19 protein-coding genes and 1 pseudogene are annotated in these 22,304 nt (G+C 32.8%); all 20 read right to left on the minus strand.

Translation table 11 applies throughout. The features are described from left to right. Positions 1-49: 49 nt before the first annotated feature. On the minus strand, positions 50-640 hold the full coding sequence (locus tag B5D16_RS07655) for a metallophosphoesterase family protein (RefSeq protein ID WP_078766404.1): 591 nt from the start codon (positions 638-640) through the stop codon (positions 50-52). After that, entirely contained in the window at positions 637-2,571 is a 1,935-nt protein-coding gene (locus B5D16_RS07660) for a BMP family ABC transporter substrate-binding protein (RefSeq protein ID WP_078766405.1), read from the minus strand. Before B5D16_RS07660 ends, B5D16_RS07655 begins: the two co-directional genes overlap by 4 nt. A gap of 92 nt (positions 2,572-2,663) precedes the next feature. Further along, entirely contained in the window at positions 2,664-3,713 is a 1,050-nt protein-coding gene (locus B5D16_RS07665; RefSeq protein WP_078766406.1) for an alpha/beta hydrolase, read from the minus strand. A gap of 66 nt (positions 3,714-3,779) precedes the next feature. Continuing rightward, the gene (abc-f, locus tag B5D16_RS07670; protein WP_078766407.1) at positions 3,780-5,300 is read right to left on the minus strand and encodes a ribosomal protection-like ABC-F family protein; all 1,521 of its coding nucleotides are present in this window, start codon (positions 5,298-5,300) and stop codon (positions 3,780-3,782) included. Positions 5,301-5,668: 368 nt separating this feature from the next. Then, positions 5,669-6,121 (minus strand): HD domain-containing protein, encoded by a 453-nt coding sequence (locus tag B5D16_RS07675; protein WP_242943015.1) that lies wholly within the window; start codon positions 6,119-6,121, stop codon positions 5,669-5,671. Positions 6,122-6,391: 270 nt separating this feature from the next. Beyond that, positions 6,392-7,039: an HAD hydrolase-like protein gene (locus B5D16_RS07680; RefSeq protein ID WP_078766409.1), complete on the minus strand. Its 648-nt coding sequence runs from the start codon at positions 7,037-7,039 to the stop codon at positions 6,392-6,394. A 216-nt stretch (positions 7,040-7,255) separates the two neighbouring features. Further along, positions 7,256-8,860, minus strand: coding sequence for an SPFH domain-containing protein (locus B5D16_RS07685; RefSeq protein ID WP_242943016.1), 1,605 nt, complete (start codon positions 8,858-8,860; stop codon positions 7,256-7,258). 277 nt (positions 8,861-9,137) lie between these two features. Then, positions 9,138-10,331, minus strand: coding sequence for a hypothetical protein (locus tag B5D16_RS07690; RefSeq protein WP_078766410.1), 1,194 nt, complete (start codon positions 10,329-10,331; stop codon positions 9,138-9,140). Positions 10,332-10,371: 40 nt separating this feature from the next. Then, positions 10,372-11,025 carry a phage head-tail adapter protein gene (locus tag B5D16_RS07695; protein ID WP_078766411.1) on the minus strand — a complete coding sequence of 218 codons (654 nt, stop codon included), beginning with the start codon at positions 11,023-11,025 and terminating at the stop codon, positions 10,372-10,374. 20 nt (positions 11,026-11,045) lie between these two features. Further along, positions 11,046-11,231, minus strand: a complete 186-nt coding sequence (locus B5D16_RS07700; RefSeq protein WP_200803962.1) for a hypothetical protein — start codon at positions 11,229-11,231, stop codon at positions 11,046-11,048. Positions 11,232-11,420: 189 nt separating this feature from the next. Then, positions 11,421-12,215, minus strand: coding sequence for a GNAT family N-acetyltransferase (locus B5D16_RS07705; RefSeq protein ID WP_159444337.1), 795 nt, complete (start codon positions 12,213-12,215; stop codon positions 11,421-11,423). Continuing rightward, positions 12,212-13,306, minus strand: a complete 1,095-nt coding sequence (locus B5D16_RS07710; RefSeq protein WP_078766413.1) for a Fic family protein — start codon at positions 13,304-13,306, stop codon at positions 12,212-12,214. Before B5D16_RS07710 ends, B5D16_RS07705 begins: the two co-directional genes overlap by 4 nt. Next, positions 13,293-13,802 carry a CDP-alcohol phosphatidyltransferase family protein gene (locus B5D16_RS07715; protein ID WP_078766519.1) on the minus strand — a complete coding sequence of 170 codons (510 nt, stop codon included), beginning with the start codon at positions 13,800-13,802 and terminating at the stop codon, positions 13,293-13,295. The genes B5D16_RS07710 and B5D16_RS07715 overlap by 14 nt, the downstream gene beginning before the upstream one ends. Positions 13,803-13,906: 104 nt before the next feature. Then, positions 13,907-14,203: a hypothetical protein gene (locus B5D16_RS12770; RefSeq protein ID WP_078766414.1), complete on the minus strand. Its 297-nt coding sequence runs from the start codon at positions 14,201-14,203 to the stop codon at positions 13,907-13,909. An 80-nt stretch (positions 14,204-14,283) separates the two neighbouring features. Continuing rightward, a complete protein-coding gene (locus tag B5D16_RS07725; RefSeq protein WP_078766415.1) occupies positions 14,284-15,741 on the minus strand; it encodes a leucine-rich repeat protein in 1,458 nt (485 codons plus the stop codon). Positions 15,742-15,793: 52 nt separating this feature from the next. Beyond that, positions 15,794-16,507: pseudogene (rhuM, locus tag B5D16_RS07730) on the minus strand (RhuM family protein); the annotation flags it as partial. A gap of 322 nt (positions 16,508-16,829) precedes the next feature. Beyond that, positions 16,830-17,180: a hypothetical protein gene (locus tag B5D16_RS07735; RefSeq protein WP_078766416.1), complete on the minus strand. Its 351-nt coding sequence runs from the start codon at positions 17,178-17,180 to the stop codon at positions 16,830-16,832. 118 nt (positions 17,181-17,298) lie between these two features. Next, positions 17,299-17,610, minus strand: a complete 312-nt coding sequence (locus B5D16_RS07740; RefSeq protein ID WP_078766417.1) for a hypothetical protein — start codon at positions 17,608-17,610, stop codon at positions 17,299-17,301. A 211-nt stretch (positions 17,611-17,821) separates the two neighbouring features. Further along, positions 17,822-19,204, minus strand: a complete 1,383-nt coding sequence (gene rlmD / locus B5D16_RS07745) for a 23S rRNA (uracil(1939)-C(5))-methyltransferase RlmD (RefSeq protein ID WP_078766418.1) — start codon at positions 19,202-19,204, stop codon at positions 17,822-17,824. 359 nt (positions 19,205-19,563) lie between these two features. Further along, complete coding sequence (locus tag B5D16_RS07750) at positions 19,564-22,299, minus strand: translation factor GTPase family protein (RefSeq protein WP_078766419.1); 2,736 nt, start codon at positions 22,297-22,299, stop codon at positions 19,564-19,566. Positions 22,300-22,304 lie beyond the last annotated feature (5 nt).

Consider the following 22,304-nt stretch of genomic DNA (forward strand, 5'->3'; position numbering starts at 1 on the left):
TTACTTCCCCTACGTCTATATAGATTTCAATACATTTGAAATCTTTTAATTAAATTTCTATTATATACCTTTCATACGCATTTACAACTTTTGTATCGTTATACATATCTTCCCTAGGATACTTAAGTCCATAATTTAAATGTACATGTCCGTGAACAAATAACTTCGGAGAATATGTATCTAATAACTCTCTAAATGCTTCAAACCCTCTATGTGGAAGATCAGTTCCATCATTGATACCAAAAGCCGGCGCATGTGTAACTAACACATCAAATCCTCCTGCCTTTCGTATCTTTCTTCTCATTTTTCTAACCCTTGATTTCATCTCTTTCTCAGTAAATTGTATGCCACGTCCATCATAAAGCATAGAACCACCAAGTCCTAAAAATCTTACACCTTTATATTCAAAAATTTCATCTTCAATACAAAAGCATCCTTCAGGTGGTTTTTCTTCATACTTATAATCATGGTTTCCACAGACATAAATTACAGGCAAATTAGTTAAAGTAACTAGAAAACTTAAATATTCTGAATTCAAGTCTCCACACGATACTATAATATCAATTCCTTCAAATTTATCCTTAGAGAAAAAATCCCAGTAATATTTTGATTCTACATCTGATAAAACTAAAATTTTCATAAGGACTGCTGACCTCCTCCTTCATTAACTCCAAGGAGTTCAACAACTCTTTTACTTGAGTTTTTAATTTCTTCAATTGTTGGAATAATGCCTTCAACATTTTCAACAAGATAATCCATATTCATAATGTCCTCCGGTTGTAAAACTTCTCCTTTTTTTACAATCACTTCTCCAGCTTGATTTCTTATTTCCCCAACAAATGTATGGAATCTATTTCTCTTCTTAGCATGTCTTATAGCTTGAACAAGTCTAACTGTTTCATCCGGCACTCTGCTAGAACAAATTAAGTCTATAACGCCAGCAGAAAATCCCCACCAGTAGTTTATCGCTTTATTATCCTTTCCATCAGCGCTTTTATATAAACCGTCTTCGATTCCTTCTATAATCTTTTTATAAAATCTGCCCCAATTATAAGCAGACATTGCAAGCCCAGTTTTAGTTCCATCTTCTTCAACTTTGTATAAACCAAACTTTCTATCATGCGCTTCAGGAGTAATCATCTCCTGCGCAGAAATAATATCTATTCCTTCTTCCTTAAATAACTTTTCATAATCAACATGCTTCATAGATGACCATGCAAGTTTAATCTTAATTCTTGGATTAACCATCTTCGCTCCAATAGCAAATGCATTAATACCAGCAACAACACCATAGATAGGATAATCAGCAACATAACCTACCACATCATTATCACTTAGTACACCTGCTATAATTCCTGTTAATAATTTAGCTTCATAGATTCTTGCATAATAAGATCTAACCGTATTATGTGTTGATCCTAACTGGCAGTTAAATATATAAACTGAAGGAAATTGTGCCGCAACCTTAATACTTGAGCTAATAAGATTTGGCGTAACTATAAATATGATATCATATCCATTCTTGCATATTTCAGCCAGTTTACCATCTGCCTGTTCATCATCACTTGGAATAACAAAATAGTCACTGCTAATGTTATCAGGCATTTCATCTTCTATAAATAATCTACCAAGTTCATGTCCATATATCCAAGCTGATTCCTCAGGATCTTTATCATAAACAAATGCAACTTTATAATTACTTGCCTTATTTGATCTAAATGGATTAAATCGAACCTTACTCTTTTTAGCTAAATCCTCTTCCATTCGTATTTCAACAGGATTATCTGCACTTAAATTACTAATCTCAGACCATATAGCCTGCAATTTTGTTTTAATATCACCTTCTAATAAATCCTTTTCATCCTCATATGGATAAAGTGATAAATAAAAAAGCATTGCATCATCATCAGTAATATACTTCGTAGTACTATCCTTTAAACTATTATATGCTTTTTCAAAATGAGCATGGAAAAACGCTACATCCTTTCTCTCATCTTCAGTAAGTACATCTTCCTCATCATCAAGAATAAATGATAACATCTTTGCATAACTACCTGACTTTGTAAAATGCAAATTATTAATTCCAGTCTTTGCAAAGAAATCTAAATACTCATAATAAATTATATTTTCTTCATCATCTGTTCTTTCTGGAACTTTTCTAACCACATCCGCTGAAATATAAGATGCACCTAGATACTTTAAGACGCTTACTCTCTTATGCCCTTCTATGACATAATACTTATGCATATATTCATAAACTTGAATTGGATCTGCAATTCCAGATTCAATCTGATAATCATAAAGACTGCTCCACTTAGTTGAAAACTCACTACCATACTCAAGTATTGGCATAAAATTTGGAGCAAATGCCTGCGTTCTACCTTCAGCGTATGTGCCAACAACATCAGAAAGCGGAATTTCCATAATTCCTAAAGGCATGTCTTCAACAACTTTAACATGTGTTAATATTTCATCTAATACAGGAAGATATGCAAACTCTCCGTTAGCTATCTTCTCTCTGTGAACCTTCTGTCCTAATTTTAACGCCTGTGCGTAATCTTCTTGTGCCATGTAAATCCTCCATACAATTATAAAATAATAACCTTTCTTTATAATTATATCATCATATGCTTATTTTGCGTACATTTTTAGATACGATATTTTTAAATTCTTTTAATCCAAGCATTTGCTAGTTTTGTCCATAAACCAACATCTTCTATAACGCTCTTATCACCAGCGAACGTATTTCTATCAATCAATTGTTTCTGAGCAATTTCTTCATCACTACGGCACTTAATCTCAAAGTATTTATCATTTTCATAAACACTTGTATCAACACCTGCAAACTGCTCCTCTAATTCTTTCCTTCTTTGTTCTGATACATTAATACCTTTTCCTTTTTTAACGTTATCAACAGCTCTCATAACCTGTTCCATGGTATAATCTAAAATTTCTCTACCATAAAGGAAATTCTCATCACATGTTGATAAACCATGCATTCCTGTAGGAAATACATAATGAGCAAATGGAATGTTCTTTTCCTTTAATGCCTTAGCTAAGAGATAGCTGTTTTCAACAGGAACCAAATCATCAGTCGCTGTCTGCCAAATAAAACAAGGTGGTATATTTTCATCAACGTGTTTTTCAATTGAAAAGTACTCTTTTTCCTCTTCGCTTGCATCCTGCCCAACAAGCGCCCATACAGAATAAATATGAGTATACTCGCCTGTTGTAACAACAGGATATGACAATATTACACCATCCGGTCTATTAGACACATCCTTGTATTCTTCATTAGTTTCAATAACATCATCAAAATGAACTGTAATACTTCCACATACATGAGCTCCTGCTGAAAATCCACATAGTAGCAATTTGCTACTATCTATATTAAATCTATCGGCATTTTTTCTAACATATCTTACTGCTCTTGATACATCCATAAGTGGCTGTTTTTCTAATTTAACTGACATTGTAATATCAGTTGTATATGTCAATACAAATACATTCATACCCTGATTATAAAACTCAAAAGCAGGTAATTCTGCTTCGTGTGGAACACACATACAGTAACCACCACCAGGACAAATAATCATGCATTTTCTTTTAACATCATCTTCATGCATATATGCATGAATGTTAGGTACAAAACCATACGCAGCTTCGTAATTATACTCTCCATCTTTCCAGATGTTTTCTCTAAATTCTTTCATTTTTCTTTCCTTTCGTTCCATAAATATTTTAGGCATTCATCTTATGTAATTTTACTATATCATATTCTATTTAACAATTATTTCTTTAGTAGCAATTTTCTCCTTAAATCTTACATCATGTTCTACTATAAGCATTGTTGGTTTAAAATCTAAAATCAGTTTCTCAATCTGCATTCTTGAAAAAACATCTATGTAGTTAAGTGGTTCATCCCATATGTATAAATGAGCTGGAGTAATTAGGCTTGCCGCGATTAAAACCTTCTTCTTCTGACCTTCAGAAAAATCCTCAATCCTTTTATTATACTGTGCTCGTTCAAAATCCAACTGTCTAAGAACAGTTAAAAACAATGTTTCATCAAGACTATTTTTTTCAGCATATTCCTTAAGTGTTCCTGAAAGATTAGATGTATCCTGATTAATATATGAAATAACCAAACCTTTCGGAACTTCTAATGTACCATTAACAATTAAACCATAATTCTCATTATTGATCTTACTCAAAATTGCTTTAATAATACTAGACTTTCCACAACCATTTGCTCCAGATAATAAAACTCTTTCACCCTGTTTTATATCAAATCTCAAATCAGCAAATAGCTCATCCATACCTTCATATTGTAGTGATAAATCATAGGCATTTACCAAGGTCTTTTTATGAAATTCCAAAGGATTAATCTTTAAGTTCTTAACGCTTTCAATATCCTTTAACAATCCTTCTTTTTCACTTATTTCCCTATCTACTCTTTTTTCAAAGCTCTTAATTCTAGAATTCATCTTTTTTGTTTTAGCACCTATGGTTGCACGGGTTGCAATACTTCTATCATTTTCCTTAATGGGATCAAATCCAATTTTTGTACTCTCACCTTTTTTAGCCCATCTGTCAAATCTATCAATAGAACTTTTAAGTCTGCCTATCTCTTTTTTATGTTTTTCATTCTCAGCTAGATTATGAACATCCTGCATTTCTTTCTGATTCCACCATGATGTAAAATTCCCCATTTGAACACTTACTGTTTCCTTGTTAAAAACAAGCATGTGGTCGCACACTGCATCAAGCAAATCTCTATCGTGCGAAACTAATATAAAACCTTTTTTCTTTTTAAGAAAATCCTTTACAATTTCTCTTGCGTTAACATCTAAATGATTTGTAGGTTCATCTATTAATAAAAATTCATTATCCCCAGCAAATAAAACTGCAAGCATAACTCTGGTTCTTTCACCAAAACTAAGCGTATTAAAAGGTCTATATAGGCATTCAGCATCCATGCCTATTTCATTAAGTTCAATTAGAACCTGCCAGTTTTCAATTTCAGGCTTCCATTCTTCTATTAATTCATATGCGCATTTTTCCATGGCATATGATGATATGGAATAGGGAAAATAATCAAACTTCATATTAGAAACTATGCTTCCCTTATATGAATACTTATCCATCAAAAGATTTAAAAGTGTGGTTTTTCCTTTTCCATTTCTACCAACGAAACCTAACTTCCAATCCGAATCTATATTAAATGATATATTTTCAAAAACATTATCCATACTACCTTCATATGCATATGTTAAATTACTTACTTTTATCTGTGCCATACTTACCTCCTGTCTTTAAATGGCAATAAAAAATCTGCTTCAACCGAAGCAGATTAAAACGCACATGAAGATGTGTATACAATAAATGAATAAGCCTAGTTATTAACCATAACAATTAATAATAGCTATACACATCATATATAACACACATTAATAAAGATTCTTCACAATGAAAACGATAATCTAAATCGGCATCAAAAACAGACCTTACGGCCATTTAATTAAAATATGTTTTTAATAATACCAAAATAAACTATCTAATCTTCATCGGTTCACCTTTCACACTATGTGTGCCCTTCTTTTTTTATAATGTGTTCTAATGTTTTAGAACTATAAAAATACTAACATAGTATAATTATCTAGTCAAGTTATCTAGCAAATAATGTTTCCCTTATTGCAACGCATTTATCAGCGATACATACTATCCAAGCTTCCCTACTCTTTGGAAAACTTCTAAATGTAAGTGGCCACATATGACTTGAAATCACATGCTCTACCTCCCTACTTACTTCAAAATACTTTTTAGCATTAACTGAAGCTTTCTTTGGATGACTAAATCCATGAAGTTTATGACTTCCATCATCATAATTATGCCAGTCATAAAGGTAAAAATCATGTAACATAGCACCCTTACATAAAGTATCTTCATTCGCACGAAGATGTAATTTTTTGTTTATCTTATAACTTAAATTAGTTACGCTTTCACAATGATCATATGTAGAAATTTTACCATGCTGTATAAAATTCTTCATATCCAAAGTACGTTCATTATACTTTATTTCATCAAGTATTTCTTCAATCTCTTTTTCGTATTTCTTCATTTTCACCTTTTCCTTTTTAGCATATCAAATGCTTAAATCCTTATCACAAATATTATTTAATCACTCAATAATTTAAACAATTTCAAATAATATTCTCACCACAATTTCAATTCTATCACCGACTTTTAAATATGTCATCTGTCATTATATCCAAAATATTCTTATATTTTTATTAATTTTTATCATTTAGAATACCCTGTATTTATTTGACAAAAGCAGGATTCAACACTAAGTTTAATCCTGCTTTCTTTACCCATATTTTTAGTTTTCTTATAACACTGTTTTTACTATATCTTTTGGAAAATCAATTATATATGTTGCACCAGCCTGTTCTAATTCTTCTCTATTTCCATAACCATATAATACACCAATAGAGTCAATGTTATTACCAACTGCGCCATCTATATCAAAACATCTATCACCAATCATAATATATTCATTTAAATTTGGACTTGCTGATGACTTATTAATAGCTGCCTCAACTAATTCCTTCTTTGAATAACTTCTATCCTTTAAATCAGGTCCTACTACATCTTCAAAGTATTTTGAAATATCAAAATGTTCAATTATTTTCTTTGCCATATGTGTAGGCTTTGACGTTACCACATACATTTTTATTCCATGATTTTTCAACTCTTCAAGAGTTTCTTTTATTCCTTCATATAATGGAGCATTAAAAATTTCTCCACCATTATAACACTCTCTATATAACCCAATTGCTTTTTCAATTGTTTCTTCATCCATACCATAATAATCTTTAAACGATGCTGCAAGTGGTGGTCCAATAAACTTCTTTAAAGTTTCTTTATTATCCACATTCACACCAAGTTTTTCCAAAGCGAATGACACTGAATTAATAATACCAAATTCTGATTGTGATAAAGTCCCATCCAAGTCAAAAAATACATAATTGTACATAAGATATCCTTTCTTGTTAGTTAAAAACTAAGTTGTTAATAAGTTACTATACAATCACCGAAACCGCTACGCTTGTTTCGGGATTGTACGCAGTCGTCAAATACATTCAAGTAAGCTTGATGTACTTGACTCGTTGCCAAACAAAAAAGATGCTACCTTAATGGTAGCATCCTTTCTATGTATTATAACGACTTTTTATTATTTTTCAATAACTAATTAATACAAATCATCGCTTTCTACTATATTTTCACTTGCAACACCTTCAACAGTTTTAACATTATCCTCTGTTTTGATTGTAGTCTGATTGATAACTGGATCAATACCACTAATGTTAATATTCTTATTAACCTTAGCATCGTATGTGTTAGCTTTCATGATTTCTGTGATGTCAATTCCTGTTGCTTCCTTAACTGACTCAATAGTCTTAGCTAATACCTGAGGTACATATGAACCCATTGTATCAACACCATTACCTGCTCCACCACTGCCATCAATAATAGTAACTTTATCAATAGTTGAGAGTGGTTCAGCAATTGCCTTAGCCATTTCTGGAAGAGCTTTAACAATCATTTCAACCATAGCAGCCTGACCATACTTCTTCATAGCCTCTGCCTTCTTTTCAAGTGCTTCAGCTTCGGCTTTACCTTTAGCTTCAATAGCTCTAGCTTCAGCTTCACCTACTGCCTGGATACCTGCAGCTTCCTGCTGCTTAGCGAAGAGGTCTGCTTCTGCCTGTGCTTTTCTAGCTTCAGCTTCTTTCTGTTTTTCAAACTTATCAGCTTCAGCATTTCTCTGTCTCTGATAAAGCTGAGCATCAGCTTCCTGCTGTCTTGCGAACTTATCAGCTTCAGCTTTCTTACGAATTTCAGCATCAAGAGCCTGTTCCTTAACTTCTGCTTCACGCTTCTTTAAGTCTACTTCTTTTTCCTGCTTAGCGATATCAGCTTCTGTCTTTGTGATTTCAATTGTCTTACGCTGAGCTTCCTTTTGAATTTCGTATGCAGCATCAGCTTCAGCTTTCTTTGTATCTTCAACTGTCTTAAGTTCAGACTTTCTAATTGCTAATTCATTCTGCTTAACAGCAATTTCTGTATCAGCAACAACTTTAGCATCATTAGATTCCTTAGCAGCCTTAGCCTGCGCAATTGCAACGTCTCTGTCAGCATTTGCTTTTGCGATACTAGCGTTCTTCTGGATAGTAGCCATGTTATCCTGACCAAGAGCGATAATTAAATCGTTCTGATCTACAACGTGCTGGATATTACATGAAATAATCTCAATACCCAAACGGTTCATGTCGACCTGCGCTTTTTCCTGAACCTGATCACCAAATGATTTTCTATCATTACAAAGTTCTTTCAAGCTAATTGTACCAATAATTTCACGCATGTTACCTTGTAATGAATCAACTAATGCAGCCATGATTTCTTCTTCTCTCATATTCAAGAAGTTCTTCATAGCAAGCTGTAAGCCTTCTTCATCAGTACGAATCTTAACTTTTGCAACAGCATCAATATTAACACCAATAAAATCAAGTGTTGGAACATAATCTCCAGTCTTAATATCAATACTAATCTGCTTAATTAAAAGTTCATCCTTTCTTTCGAAGAATGGTAACTTAAGACCTGCACGACCGATTAAAATCTTTGGATTTCTTCTAAGACCTGAAATAATATAAGCCTTATCAGGTGGTGCCTTCACATAACTAGAAATAATAATTAAAAGTACAAATAAAACTAGTAAAGCAATTGGTGCGACAATGAAAGGATTTAAGCCGCTCATAGAGCTTTCCTCTTCAAATGCCAAAATAAAACTACCCATAACATACTTCCTTTCTTTCCCATTTATTTTTATATGTTACATTATAAAACAAAAGTTCATTTTATAAAACAAATTTACATTATTATATAAAAAAAGACTCCTGTTAAACGCAATTACGTTTAACAAAAGTCTTGCTATTTCAACTTAAACCGGATCAAACGATCGTTCTGACGATTTAAATACAATGTAACTTGTTAGCTACTCCCTTTTGTTTTATTGATATGGATTTTATCACCTTGTTATTTAATTGTCAATATATTTTTCAAAGATTTTTTGGTTAATTTTTCTTTTCAATTACACCCATAATCACATTATCACAGTACTGACATTTATAGTCTTTATAAACTGCTCCAACTATCGGTGCAGCACAATATGGACATGTATCTTTTACTATTCGTTTAGCAAGAGAAACCATAACCTCACCTTCATGAACTTCCATTGAACAATGCTTTAAATAGCCTTTATGAATGGTTCTTCTAACTTCTTTTAATTTTGTTTTTGGTTTACTAACCACACCTGCATTCGGTAACCATTCTATCTTTGAAAATGCCTGGTTACAATATGCGAAAAATTGAGCAAATACATTTGCTGCACCAGAGCTAATTATTCTTCTTAGTGCCATATAACTTAATGGAGCAAATACTAAAACAAATATGCAATCATAAATAAAACTATTTAGTATCTCTCCCTTTATTAATTCATATGATTTATATGGATAATCTGGTGAAAGTAATAAATCCCTCTGATATTCATGATCAAAATAGTGCGATAAATCAGAAACACCAATCATAAAAAAGATTACTGTTATAAATGCTCCCAGTATAAAAAATATAATTGCGCCAACTTTCTTTGAATTTAGATTTTTAGCCCTATAATAATCAGGTTTGTTTACACCATATTTAAAATCACTAGCAATACTGTAAAATCTATTATCAGTTAAAACTTTAGCATGCAAATCTGAACTTCCACAATATGAACATATACCTGTAAAGAATACTCTCTTTTCAATCACGCCACCGCAGTTTTTACATTCACACATATAAGTCTTACTATATAGTTCAACCATCTCCTGTCCCTTAATAACTTTAAGTTCATAATTTTTCATATATAGTTTTCTAAAAATATGTAAATGTCTTCTAACCTTAGCCACACTATAACCTGTAACACCTGCCAAATCATGATAAGTTACATATCCATCAAGATCATTTTCAAAATAACTTGAATATATTCTTGCATTACCTATCCACTTTCTAGATACTATTGCAATTGTTAATAATATAATTGCAACTATCATACCTCTTATTGAACTTTTCATTGAAACAGCATGCATAGCTGTGTCTAAATCATCTCTATAATAGACAAACTCAGAAATAATATATGATCCACAAAGCAAAACATTAAATGCTGCTATTATAATAAAAATAATATTCTTAATTGCTAATTTTTTAATTCTCTTTTCAAGTAAATACATTTCCCTATACCGTTCCTTAAATTATTTACAATATGCTACTTTAACAAATCTTATTTTTTATTCTTAAGCACGCCTCTATATGCATAATCCAATGTCTAGAAAAAGGCATTTGGATTAAACCACGTATATCCTTATTACACCAATAATCAATTAACCAAATTGCATTCTCATCATCACTAACTACATGCAATGACTTAAGTTCTTCTCTTGTTTCTTCAGATATCTTTTTCTTCATATCATCAAAAGATAAACTCTTTAAAATATCTTCCGTACTCTGCTTAACTTCAAGCATATATGAATATAATTCATCTATGTCTAACTTCTTTGAAAACTCAGCAATTTCCTGTTTAACAAGTTCATTACCTGTTGTTATAATTGGAGAACATATTCTTTCCTGGTAATTTCCAGTAAAAAATACCTGCTCATCTTCTTTTATCAAAGTATGAGCTACAATATCTTCAATACGAAAGATATGCCACAATGAATACGCAATTGTTTTACTATGATATCCATCTGCATTTATAAACGGAATGGCGCTATAATCATCTTTATTTAATTCTTCCTTAAATGAAAAAACTGTATTCCATAAAGCATTACGCAAAGTAATAAGTGTATCTATTCCAGTTTCATAGGTATCTTTTTTCTTTAACTGACTCTGCATAACCTTGTTAAGTTCTGACCATTCTTTATTCATATGCTTCTCCTTAATTATTCTTAACAAACTTGTTTTGAATAAAAAACAAATTCTTCATCACGCTTTATTTCCTTATACCCAAGATATCCTGGTGGTTCACCAGATGATGGACCTCCTATTAAAACATCACTTTCAAATGCTCTTTTTGAAATGCCGGTTAATGTCAATGCATCTGATGTTCCGGCTTTTATAAATTGTAAACTCATATTTTTTCCTTAATCATTCCTACTTTCTTCACGTATACCCTTTTCCCTTGCTATCATGCCTCCTCCGAACTACTCATATCAGTATCTCATTTTGAAAGTTGAACTACCGTCTCAACGTCGTTTTCGTTGAGCAACACCTTGCCACCGTCTTCAGCATAATAATCAATGCGGAATTTAATGCGAGTGATATTAACCAATCGTACACAACTTGCCACGAAGGACATAGCCGATCTTCTCATAACATGCATTTGACGCTACATAATCCGCATTTGTATAAAGCATCGGTACATATCCTGCTTCCTTCACTTTCATCGTAACCTGATAAACAAGGTTTTCCGCATAATGTTTTCTGCGATACTCGGGGCGTGTGAACACAAGGTTTATCGATGCCATAGCTCCGGCTGACGCATACTTACAGCTTGCTACGCTCCGCCCCTTTTCATCCTTCCAAAGATACATATTCCCTGTATTGATAAAAGATTCTGCATCTTTCCTGTAACCATTATTATCCTTTTGATCAATGCCAATTTCATCGTGGAACACCGCCAGAAACTCAACTACCTCTTCTAAGTCTTTCATCTCACAACGGTAAATCTCTCCCTCTGCCTCTGTTTTCGGTTTAACAGGGTTAAGGCAGTCATATGCAAACATATTTGTGGAGATTTTCAACTCTAATCCATCTTCCGCTGCTCGTCTTATGAAATACTCTGCAAGAGAATACTTAATGTTAAAATGATATTCTCCGGTGAGTAACTTTTTTTCTTTGGCCAGCTGATATACCTTTTCCATTTCTTCTTCTGATACATCATCTGCTGTCCATATCCAAACCGGGAACGGATGTCCTGTAAAGCAAAGGATCATTCTCTCATGGTCAGACAACAGTAGTTTACATTCCCCGCCCATGATCCGCTTCAGAACGAAAAATGTGTATCTGTCCGCTTCTAGAAGCTCATAGTCCCTTTCATCAACATAAGTATCTATCATAGTTTTACCAACACCTCCCATCTGCCGTTACGCTTACCGTTCTCTCTACGGATTAGTCCCTTCTCCTGCATTTCAACTGTTCGCGTCTTTATCGTTCTTTCTGATTTTCCTATGATACCAGCCAATTCTTTCTGAGTAATCGAAGGATTCTTCAGTAACTCTTTTAGAATTGCCAATTCCTCCAAAGTGCAATTATTGCACTTTAGATCTTTTTCAATTGCACTTTTGGCACTTTGAATTGCACTTTGTTCCTTGTAATCCACGTGGATAAATCTATTCTTCAATTCATTCTGATAACCCATCAGAAGGTTTTCAAAAAATCGTTCTAAATATATTGTAGTAGCGCTGATTCCCTTGCCCAGATCATTATAATTGGCTCTGGCAAGTGAGTTTCTGAAGTACCATGAGTTCTCGGCAAATATCTCATTATTAATTGAAAAGCCAAACGTCTTCAAATACTTAATAACGAAAACCGCCGTAGATCTTGTATTGCCTTCACAAAACGGATGAATCTGCCATATACCGGAGGTAAACTTCGCTATATGCTTTACAGCATCATCAGCTGAAAGGCCTTCAAAGGAAAAATTCTTTTCCTGACCGAAATCATAATCCAAGGTATCCCTTATACTGTCAGCCGATGCATACAGAACTGTCTCTCCATTAAGAACCCATTCGCTTTTCGTAATGTTATAAGTCCTGTATTCTCCAGCATGGGGAAATATATCTTTGAACAGCCGTTTATGAATGGTCTTCCACTCTGCCGGTGAAAACTGAAATGTTCTTTCACCCAGCAGCTCAGTGATTCTGGCTGAAACAATATCAGCTTCCTTTGTTCCCTCTTCAATCTCACTTTGAGTCTGTCTTTCCTCGTAATAAGACTGAATGCGTTTCTGCGCAGTCTTTATATCTATTTTTCCTTCAATATGCTCTTTGGCCGTTTCCAACAAATACTCGGAGGTTTTCAACCCGTCAACATCCTGAAGGCCAATAGCCGTTTTCCATGCAGTAGATTTCTCTGATTGCTCAGGTTCTCCCTGTCTGATATATTCTTCAAGGTCCATCTGCCATCTTTCATGATCATTCCGTGGCATCTACAGTCACCTCCGTTCCTGATCTAATAATATATCCTTCCTGTATTGCAGCAAATGTAGCTACAGCACTAACAAATGCTCCGCTATATTTCAAATCAATAAATCTTAATGTCATCGGAAGTATAAAAAGTAATATCCCAGTTAACTTATTCATTACTGTATGTAGCGCAACTACTTCTTTTCGCATAACATATCCTGAAATTAAGTTAATAACCTTAATTATAGCAATAACAATAATCCAGATAACAAGCCAACTTGGCACGTGAATTGCCGGAATCAATTTTATCATGCATACAACAACCAATACAAAATCCGCGACTGTATCAAGTTTAGATCCAAACTCACTAATCGTACCCATTTCCCTTGCTATCATACCATCAATCATATCTGTAACTCCAGCAAGTATATATACCACATAAAACGTCGGAGATAATACTGGACAAAATATCAAAACAACGCTAAGTAATATTCTAATTCCAGTTATGATATTTGCCATATTTATCAGTCCTTTCATCAATTCCCTTACAATTTATCAAATGCTTCCATAAGTTCGGAGTAAGTTCAAACAATTCTTTTCTAGGTTTATAACTCTATGCATCCTCAGAAGTAAATACTCCAGCTGTTATGCCCAATCTCGACATACTCCGGACAGTTTCTCGAATCCCAGGTGACAACCCCTATGGGTTCTCCATCTATAAATGCATCCGTTTCCATAATATACTCTCTTGCTTTTTCATATAACACTTCCGCACCAAGAGTATTAGTCTGGAAAAATGAGAATAATGAAATCTTAAATCTTAATCCTAATATATCCTCATATATATAATCTCTACCATATAAAATCTTAGTTTCATCACTCTGAACAACATCTGATAATGAATCATTAATAATGTGCATTACATCGACTATTTCACCACTAAGATTTAAATTACATAATTCATCTGATAATTTCTTAAAGTCAAATATAACTACCCTTATTAATTATTATAATAATATACTTTAAAATAACTAGCTGATGAAATGTTTAAACTAGCATGTCTAAGATCAATTTTCCTTAAACCCTTATATTTCACTTTGAAGGTTCTTGGCACATATCTAAAAGAAACCTTCTTTGATTGGTAAAAACGATTTCCAGAATCAAGTAATATGCAATCAACAGCATCAAGATTTCTAAGTCTGTATCCCGAAGAATTATTAACTACATATGTAACTATATAATCATTATAATATTTCTCAATTGATGTAGCATAAATTGATACACCAATTCTACTATCCATTGAGCAATTTGTAGGTAGATTAACTTTGTTAGCATACACCTTGACTTTACACTTGTAATTTTTACCATTATTTTTACCAATTATAGTAACTTTACCTGTTTTCTTTGCTTTAATAATGCCTTTTTTACTTACTGTAGCTATATTTTTATTTGAACTTTTCCATTTAACTTTTCCTTTTGCGTTGTAAAGCTTTAATTTTTTTGCAAAACCAAGTGTAATATTTAGTTTTTTATGATTAAGGCGTCTTTTTCCACCATATTTTTTTGTTTTTCGATTATTATTAGTGGTATCAATTTTTTTGTTTCCTGTAATGATTTTTACGTCTTTATCTTTAAAATACTTGTAAGCATAAGAATTATAACTACAATAAACTGTTTTCAAGCCAGTTTCACTAAATGCACCGTCTCCGATTTCTTTAAGACTATCAGGAAGAGAAATTGTAGTTAATGATCCACAATTATAAAAAGCATCTTTCCCTATAGAAATCAATGTTTCAGGGAAATTAAATGTTTTTAAACTATCATTAAATGAAAATGCACCTTCTTCTATGATAGTAGTTTTATTTCCTAGAACAATAGTTGTTAACTTTTCACATCCAACACAAAAATCTTCAGGTATTACTGTAACTGTATTAGGAAGTTTAAGCGTACTCATTTCTCTACAATTATAAAACATTGAGTCACCAATTGTATTAATGGTCAAATGGGAAAGATCCATATAAGGAAGTGATTTACAATTAACAAAAATACGTGGCTCAATTGTTGTAATGGATGTTGGTAAATTAATTGAACTTAATGATTCACAATCCTCAAAAGATTCCTCTCCAAGGGTCTTTATTCCACTACCTTTAAATTTAACATATTTTAATTCTTTGCAATACTTAAATGAACCTCTTTCCAATGTAGTGACCGATTCTGGAATGGTAACCCCCGTGATTCTAGCTACATAAAAAGCGGTATCTCCAATAGAAACAACCGGCTTTGAATCAATAGTATCAGGAATTACTATATCACCTTCATCTGGTCCGTCTATAATTTCTATTCCTCCTTCAACTTCCTTGTATCTAAATTCATCAAAAGTATCTGCTTCTGTTTTATTAGTGAAAAAGCAAAACGTTGCAAGTGCAACCACTACTGATATTCTAATTATTTTTTTCATTTTGAATCCTCCATAAAATATAATACTTATCTATCACTTCTGTTATCTCAATTGTCTTCTTTATTTTACCATCCGGCGCATCTGCCCATGTTGTAAGTCCCATATGCTTCTTTTGGGCATCTGCTCTCTTATAAATCAATTCTGCAGCAGTATTTCCATGAACAGCATAATGCATTTTATTCTGAACTGTTGCATAAAACCTTTTAGTTGCTGCGGAGTTTTTGTCATAATCAATAGCTGTGGCATAAAGATCTGTAATCTTCTGATAAAACTTTCTTTCACTGGCACGGATTTCTCTAATACGTTCTAATTGCTCATCAAAATACTTATCAGTTAAAAACGTTCCCCTTTTGAGACGTTCATCATCCATAACCCAACCTTTGATTGTGTAATCTTTTGCTATCTGATTAACCCATTTTCTAAACTGAACTGCTCTTTCTGAATTTACTTTAAAACCAACAGCGATAATCATTTCTAAAGAATAATGATTTGTATTATAAGATTTTCCATCATTGGCAGTTATTCGAAATTTTCGAATAACTGCATTTTCCTGTAATTCGCTATCATTAAATATTTTTTTTACATGATAATTAATTGTATTTGTCTCAACATCATACAATGTTGCCATCATCTTCTGTGTCAGCCATATATTTTCATCTTCGTATCTCATCTCAATGCTATCAGTACTATCTCCAACTGATGCTACATATGTCAAATATTCGGCTGCGCTTGAACGAATAGATACATCATTTTTATTTTTCTTCAAATCAATGCCTCCTGCTATTCTAGAAATCTCTATAATATTAAACGTTTCCCACTACTTTCTTCATTCTATTTTTTGCATCTGTGATGCAGGCTTTTTCCATGCCTTTAAGTACAAAAGTGATTTTATAAGGATCAACTGTTCCGTCCTCATTATAACCACCAACTATTACTTTACTTACAACATAATTTCTTTTGTTAAACTAATTGCCATTTTTTCTGCCTCTTCCCTTATACATATTTATTTCTATACTCACCACTATATTCTCTCTCCTTTATTCCTTACGCCAAAATGATTTAATCGTGTGGATAAGCCTGCAAACATATTACATAGATTTGTACTCAACCCATTCGCCATCCTTAAGTGTTTCTAATTTTCCCCACTCCGGCTTTCCGGTACTGCGTCCTTTAACTCGAAGCGGTATAAACGCATCATGCTGACAATCCGGTAATGGATCTTCAATTTCTATCCAGCCATTCTCATCTATCAAATCATCCCATTCTTTATATAAGTCGTTTATTGAATCATAGAAGATATCAAATGAGCACTGCACAGCATCCATACTGCAATACTCAAAGAGATAAGTTCCTTCTTTTGTTTGATAAAGCATTATTTTATATATTGTGCTGTTTCTATTAACCTGTATAGGTTCTTTAAGATATGCATATTTTCTCATTATTCCTACTCGCATTTTCCTTTTATAGCTAACTTCCAATTTCCACTGAAACAATTTTGTTTTTACTCACCAATTATAAAAGTGGCAGTCTTATCCGACTGAGGTAAACTATCACTAACTAACAATATTCATCTACAAATCTTTTTTCAATGTATTCAACTACTTTTTCCCCATCATGGAACTCTGTATAACGAGGTTCCCCATCAGAATATGCAAGATGATAAATTCGATAAACTTTATTATCCAACAAAAACAAAACATCATCATTGGAATAACTCTTTGCTAAAGCTATCACATTCTGATATGGTGCCAGCACCGTTTCTTTCACAAGTTCACTTTGATAGAATTCCCTGTTTATTTCAGTACCCCAATTAAACTCTTCGCCATATTTTTTCTCTAAATTGTTTATTTCTCTTATTATATCAAACATATTATCTTATCCCTGCAATTTTGAATTTGTATACTCCTCTAAGTCTTTACTAATTATTCTCAAATTTAAACTGCCCCAATTTTTCGTCAAATTCCATATTATCATTCCTTCCATCGATTCCTCAAACATCCACTAATTGTAATCAGCTCTATCGATAACCATAGATAATAAAACTTAAATGCCCTCGCAAAGTACGTAAATGTAAGGATTTCTACGAATTCACCTTTTGTAGCAATGTGACAGTCTCCACGTGAACCGTATTAGGGAACATGTCAACTGTGCATGCCTTTACTAATTTATATCCTCTTTCAAGTAACACTTCTAAATCTCTAGCAAGAGATGTTGGTTTACATGATATATAAACCATATTTGAAACACCATAATCTATTATCTTATTTAAGGCCTTAGGATTTATTCCATCCCTAGGTGGATCAAGAATAATAAAATCTGGTTTATCCTTAATATCATCAAGGACCTTTAATACATCACCAGCAATAAAATCACAATTATCAATATTGTTAAGCTTTGCATTTTCAATAGCTGACTCTACTGCTTCTTCAACAATTTCAACACCAACTACTCTTTCAGCTGCAGGTGAAATCATCTGAGTGATTGTTCCTGTTCCTGAATATAAATCAAATACAACCTTGGCTTTTGAACTTTCACTAAGCGAGTCTGTACTCATAATATACTCTCTTGCCTTTGTATAAAGTTTCTCGGCACCCTTTGTATTTGTCTGGAAGAATGAGAAAATCGAAATCTTAAATCTAAGTCCAAGTAATTCCTCATAAATGTAATCTCTTCCAAATAATATTCTTGTTTCATCACTCTGTACAACATCAGATAATGAATCATTAATGATATGCATTACACCAACAATCTCACCACTCACATCAAGTTTACATAATATATCTTTCAATTCATTAAAATCATGTTCAACCTGTGATGATGTTACAATACCAACTATGATTTCTCCAGTTGATACTGCTCTTCTTACCAGCAAATGTCTTAGAAATCCTTCATGTTTTAACTTCTTATAAAACGGTAAATTATTCTTACTGCAGTAATCAAGTACTGCATCAAGAATTAATGTATAATCATTATTTATAATCTTACAACCACTTACAGTTACAATATCATGAAAGCTTCCCTTTTTATGAAGTCCTAATGCAAGTGGACCATCCTTAAATTCATCACCAAATGAAAACTCCATCTTGTTTCTGTATGCTGTATTATCAGGACTTCCAATAATACCCTCATACTCATAATCTGAGCATACACCATCAAGAATTTCCTTAACCATTCCTGACTTTAATTCAAGCTGTTTTTCATATGGAATCGTCTGATAAGAACAGCCACCACAAAACTCATGATATGGACACAAATCTATCTCTGTTTCAATTGCAGACTTTTCAAGTACTTCCTTAAGTCTTCCTACGCATCTGCCAGATCTTTTCTTTGAAACAACAAACTTTACTTTCTGCCCTACAATTGTTCCTTTAACAACTGCAACCCCATCATCTGTTTCAACTACACCTTTATTTGGAAATTCCATTTTTGTAACTATACCTTCGTAATCAATTCCTTTTTTCATAACTTATCCTTTTCTTTATTAGTATCATTTTGCTACTAAGCGCATCAAATAATATACATTATGTATATTATCGGAAGATGTATTTATGATATTTACATAGGCTTAACATTTATATATCACACAAACGGTTGAGTGTTTCCTAAATTCAGTTTTCGTCCTTGGTATTTTTCTATAAGCTCCGAAATGCGTCGCATATCTCTGAATAATCAGAGCTATGCTCCCTTCTGCGCTTATGAAAAATAAACCAAACCTCAAACTAAATTTTTAACGGAAAACTCAAATTGTTTGCTTAGATATAATAAATGTTTTCGCTTATGTAAATATCATACTTTAAAAACTTCCGATAATATACACTATATCTACTCTTTATCTTTTAGGCTTTCAATAAATGCCTTAACATCCTCGTTTACGTCATCTAATAAATATACTTTATCATTCTGCCGATTTCCAATTTCCTCTACTTTTTGGGAAATCTTCTTTTTTATATTCTCAAGTTCTCTTTCAAACTCTCTTGAAGATATTACTTTGCAGCCAAAAGATAATGCAGTAACTCCTATAAGATTATCTGATGAAACAACGGTCATGTCTAAGTTTCTTCCAAACTTTCCTGCCATCATTTCAATAAATGTATCCGCTGTTTGATTCTCCTTAGTATAAAATACATTTATTCCTTTATAGACTTCATTTCTATCAGAGTTTCCTTTAACATTATATGCATCATATACTACGTACACATCACCATCAAAATAGCTTTTGTATACGCATAACAAGTCATTAAGTTCATCTCTTGCACCATCTATGTTATCCTTAGATAGTTGCTTTAAACTACTAACTGCATAAATCACGTTATATCCATCGACAACAAGTAATTTCTTCTGTCTTTTTACTGGCTTATATACATATGGTTTATCATTTCTTACTTTACCATTTACTGTAACTTTTCTTTTACTGGCATTAAGTTTACCTCTAATTTGCTCATTACTTTGATTAGTATGAAATATATTATCAGTATTTCCTTTTATACCATATGCATCAGCAAATATCTTCTCAAGACTTTTTTCTTCCTTTTTTAATTCCTGCTGTCTAACCTTAGCATTCTCCTTTGCAATGTCGATTATATCTTCATCACTAAGCTCGCCAAAGTCCTCTTCACTTCCACCATAATATGCATTTTTATATTTATTGAAGTTATCATCCGTAGTATGTTTTTTATCATACACTTCATCCCATGGTACATAGTAGCCAGCTCCATGACTACAGAATATTGAACCCACTGGATTATTTTCATCAAGTAGCGGATCATAAGCAATACTTTCTATAACTTCTTCCTCATTATGGCAATCATCATATCCATCAAACACACAAACAATGCTTGCCTGTCCATGAGTATATGATGTTAATTCCTTCTGATAATTCTTAAATGTATAAACAGGTCCTCTTCCTGTTATCATAACTGAATCACTATTATCCTCTGAAACAGTACATGTACCTGACATCTTTTCGACATCCATCATACATCTACCAATATGTTCTCTTGGAATCATAATGGTAAAACTATAATATGGTTCAAGCAATTTACAATCATTATTCATAAGGCCATGTCTAATCGCCCTGTATGTCGACTGTCTAAAGTCGCCACCCTCAGTATGTTTTGGATGAGCACGACCTGCAACAATTGATATCTTCATGTCTGTAATAGGACTACCTGTAAGTATTCCAACATGCTCCTTTTCTTCAAGATGAGTAAGAATCAATCTCTGCCAGTTAATAGCAAGCTGGTCCTTACTTATCTTACTTTCAAATATCAAGCCACTACCTCTTTCAAGTGGTTCTATTGCAAGTCCAACCTCAGCATAATGTCTTAATGGTTCATAATGACCAACACCATATGACAAATCGTTAACTGTTTCCTTGTATAATACCTTACCTTCACCATACTCAATCAAAAGTCCAAATCTTTCTTCAACCACACTCTTTAATACTTCCATTTGAACCTCACCGAGAAGTGAAACTGTAAGTTCCTTAGTATCATTTTGATACTTAGTCTTCAATGTAGGATTCTCTTCTTCAAGAATCTTAAAAATGTTATAGACTTCATTATAATTATCATTATTAAGTGAATTAATACTGTAATTTAATACAGCATTTGTTATAGGTTCTATAACTGTTTTATCAGCACCAACACCCATTCCTATCTTTGTTTCCCTAAGGCCTGTTAAAGCAACAATATCGCCTGAGAAAGCCTTATCAACAGTTTCATAGGATTCACCATTTAAAAGTCTAATCTCATTTACTTTATCTTCTAAAACAACATCCTTAACACTTAAACTTCCACTCGTTATCTTTACATGTGTAAGTCTATTATCATTTTTATCCCTGTTTATCTTGTAAACAAATGCTCCGAATTCATCACCATATTTTTTCTCAAGTGTGAATCCAGTGATTGCATCCAGCAGTTCCTTTACACCTTCTGCTTTAGTTGCAACACCACCGAATACTGGAAATACTTTTCGCTTTGAGATTAACATTTTTATATCACTATCATCAAGACTTCCACTTTCAAGATATTTATCAAGCAAATCTTCATCAAGTGTGGCAAGGCTTTCAAATAGTTCATCGCTATCAATGCTAAAATCAATCGCATTCTTTGATAATTTAAGAGCTATGTCTTCAATTGTTTTTTCTTTATCAGCACCAGCCTGATCAAGTTTATTAATAAAGATAAATGTTGGTACTTCATATCTGTCAAGCATATCCCAAAGTGTCTTTGTATGACCTGTAACCATGTCCGTACCACTTATAAGAAGAATGCATACATCTAATACATTTAACACACTTTCTGTCTCATATGAAAAGTCAACATGTCCTGGTGTATCAACTAGTGTAATATTAGCATCACCATAAGAAAATCTTGCAACCTTTGAAAAGATGGTAATACCCCTATTTCTTTCAATTGCATTATTATCAAGGACCGTATCCTTATTATCAATTTTACCCTGATTCTTAATAGCACCCGACACAAAAAGCATGGACTCTGACAAGGTTGTCTTGCCTGAGTCCACCGATGCTAAAATTCCAATATTAATCTTCTTCATTCTAG

Source organism: Eubacterium uniforme (assembly GCF_900167115.1).
In the GTDB taxonomy this organism is placed as follows: domain Bacteria; phylum Bacillota; class Clostridia; order Lachnospirales; family Lachnospiraceae; genus Eubacterium_S; species Eubacterium_S uniforme.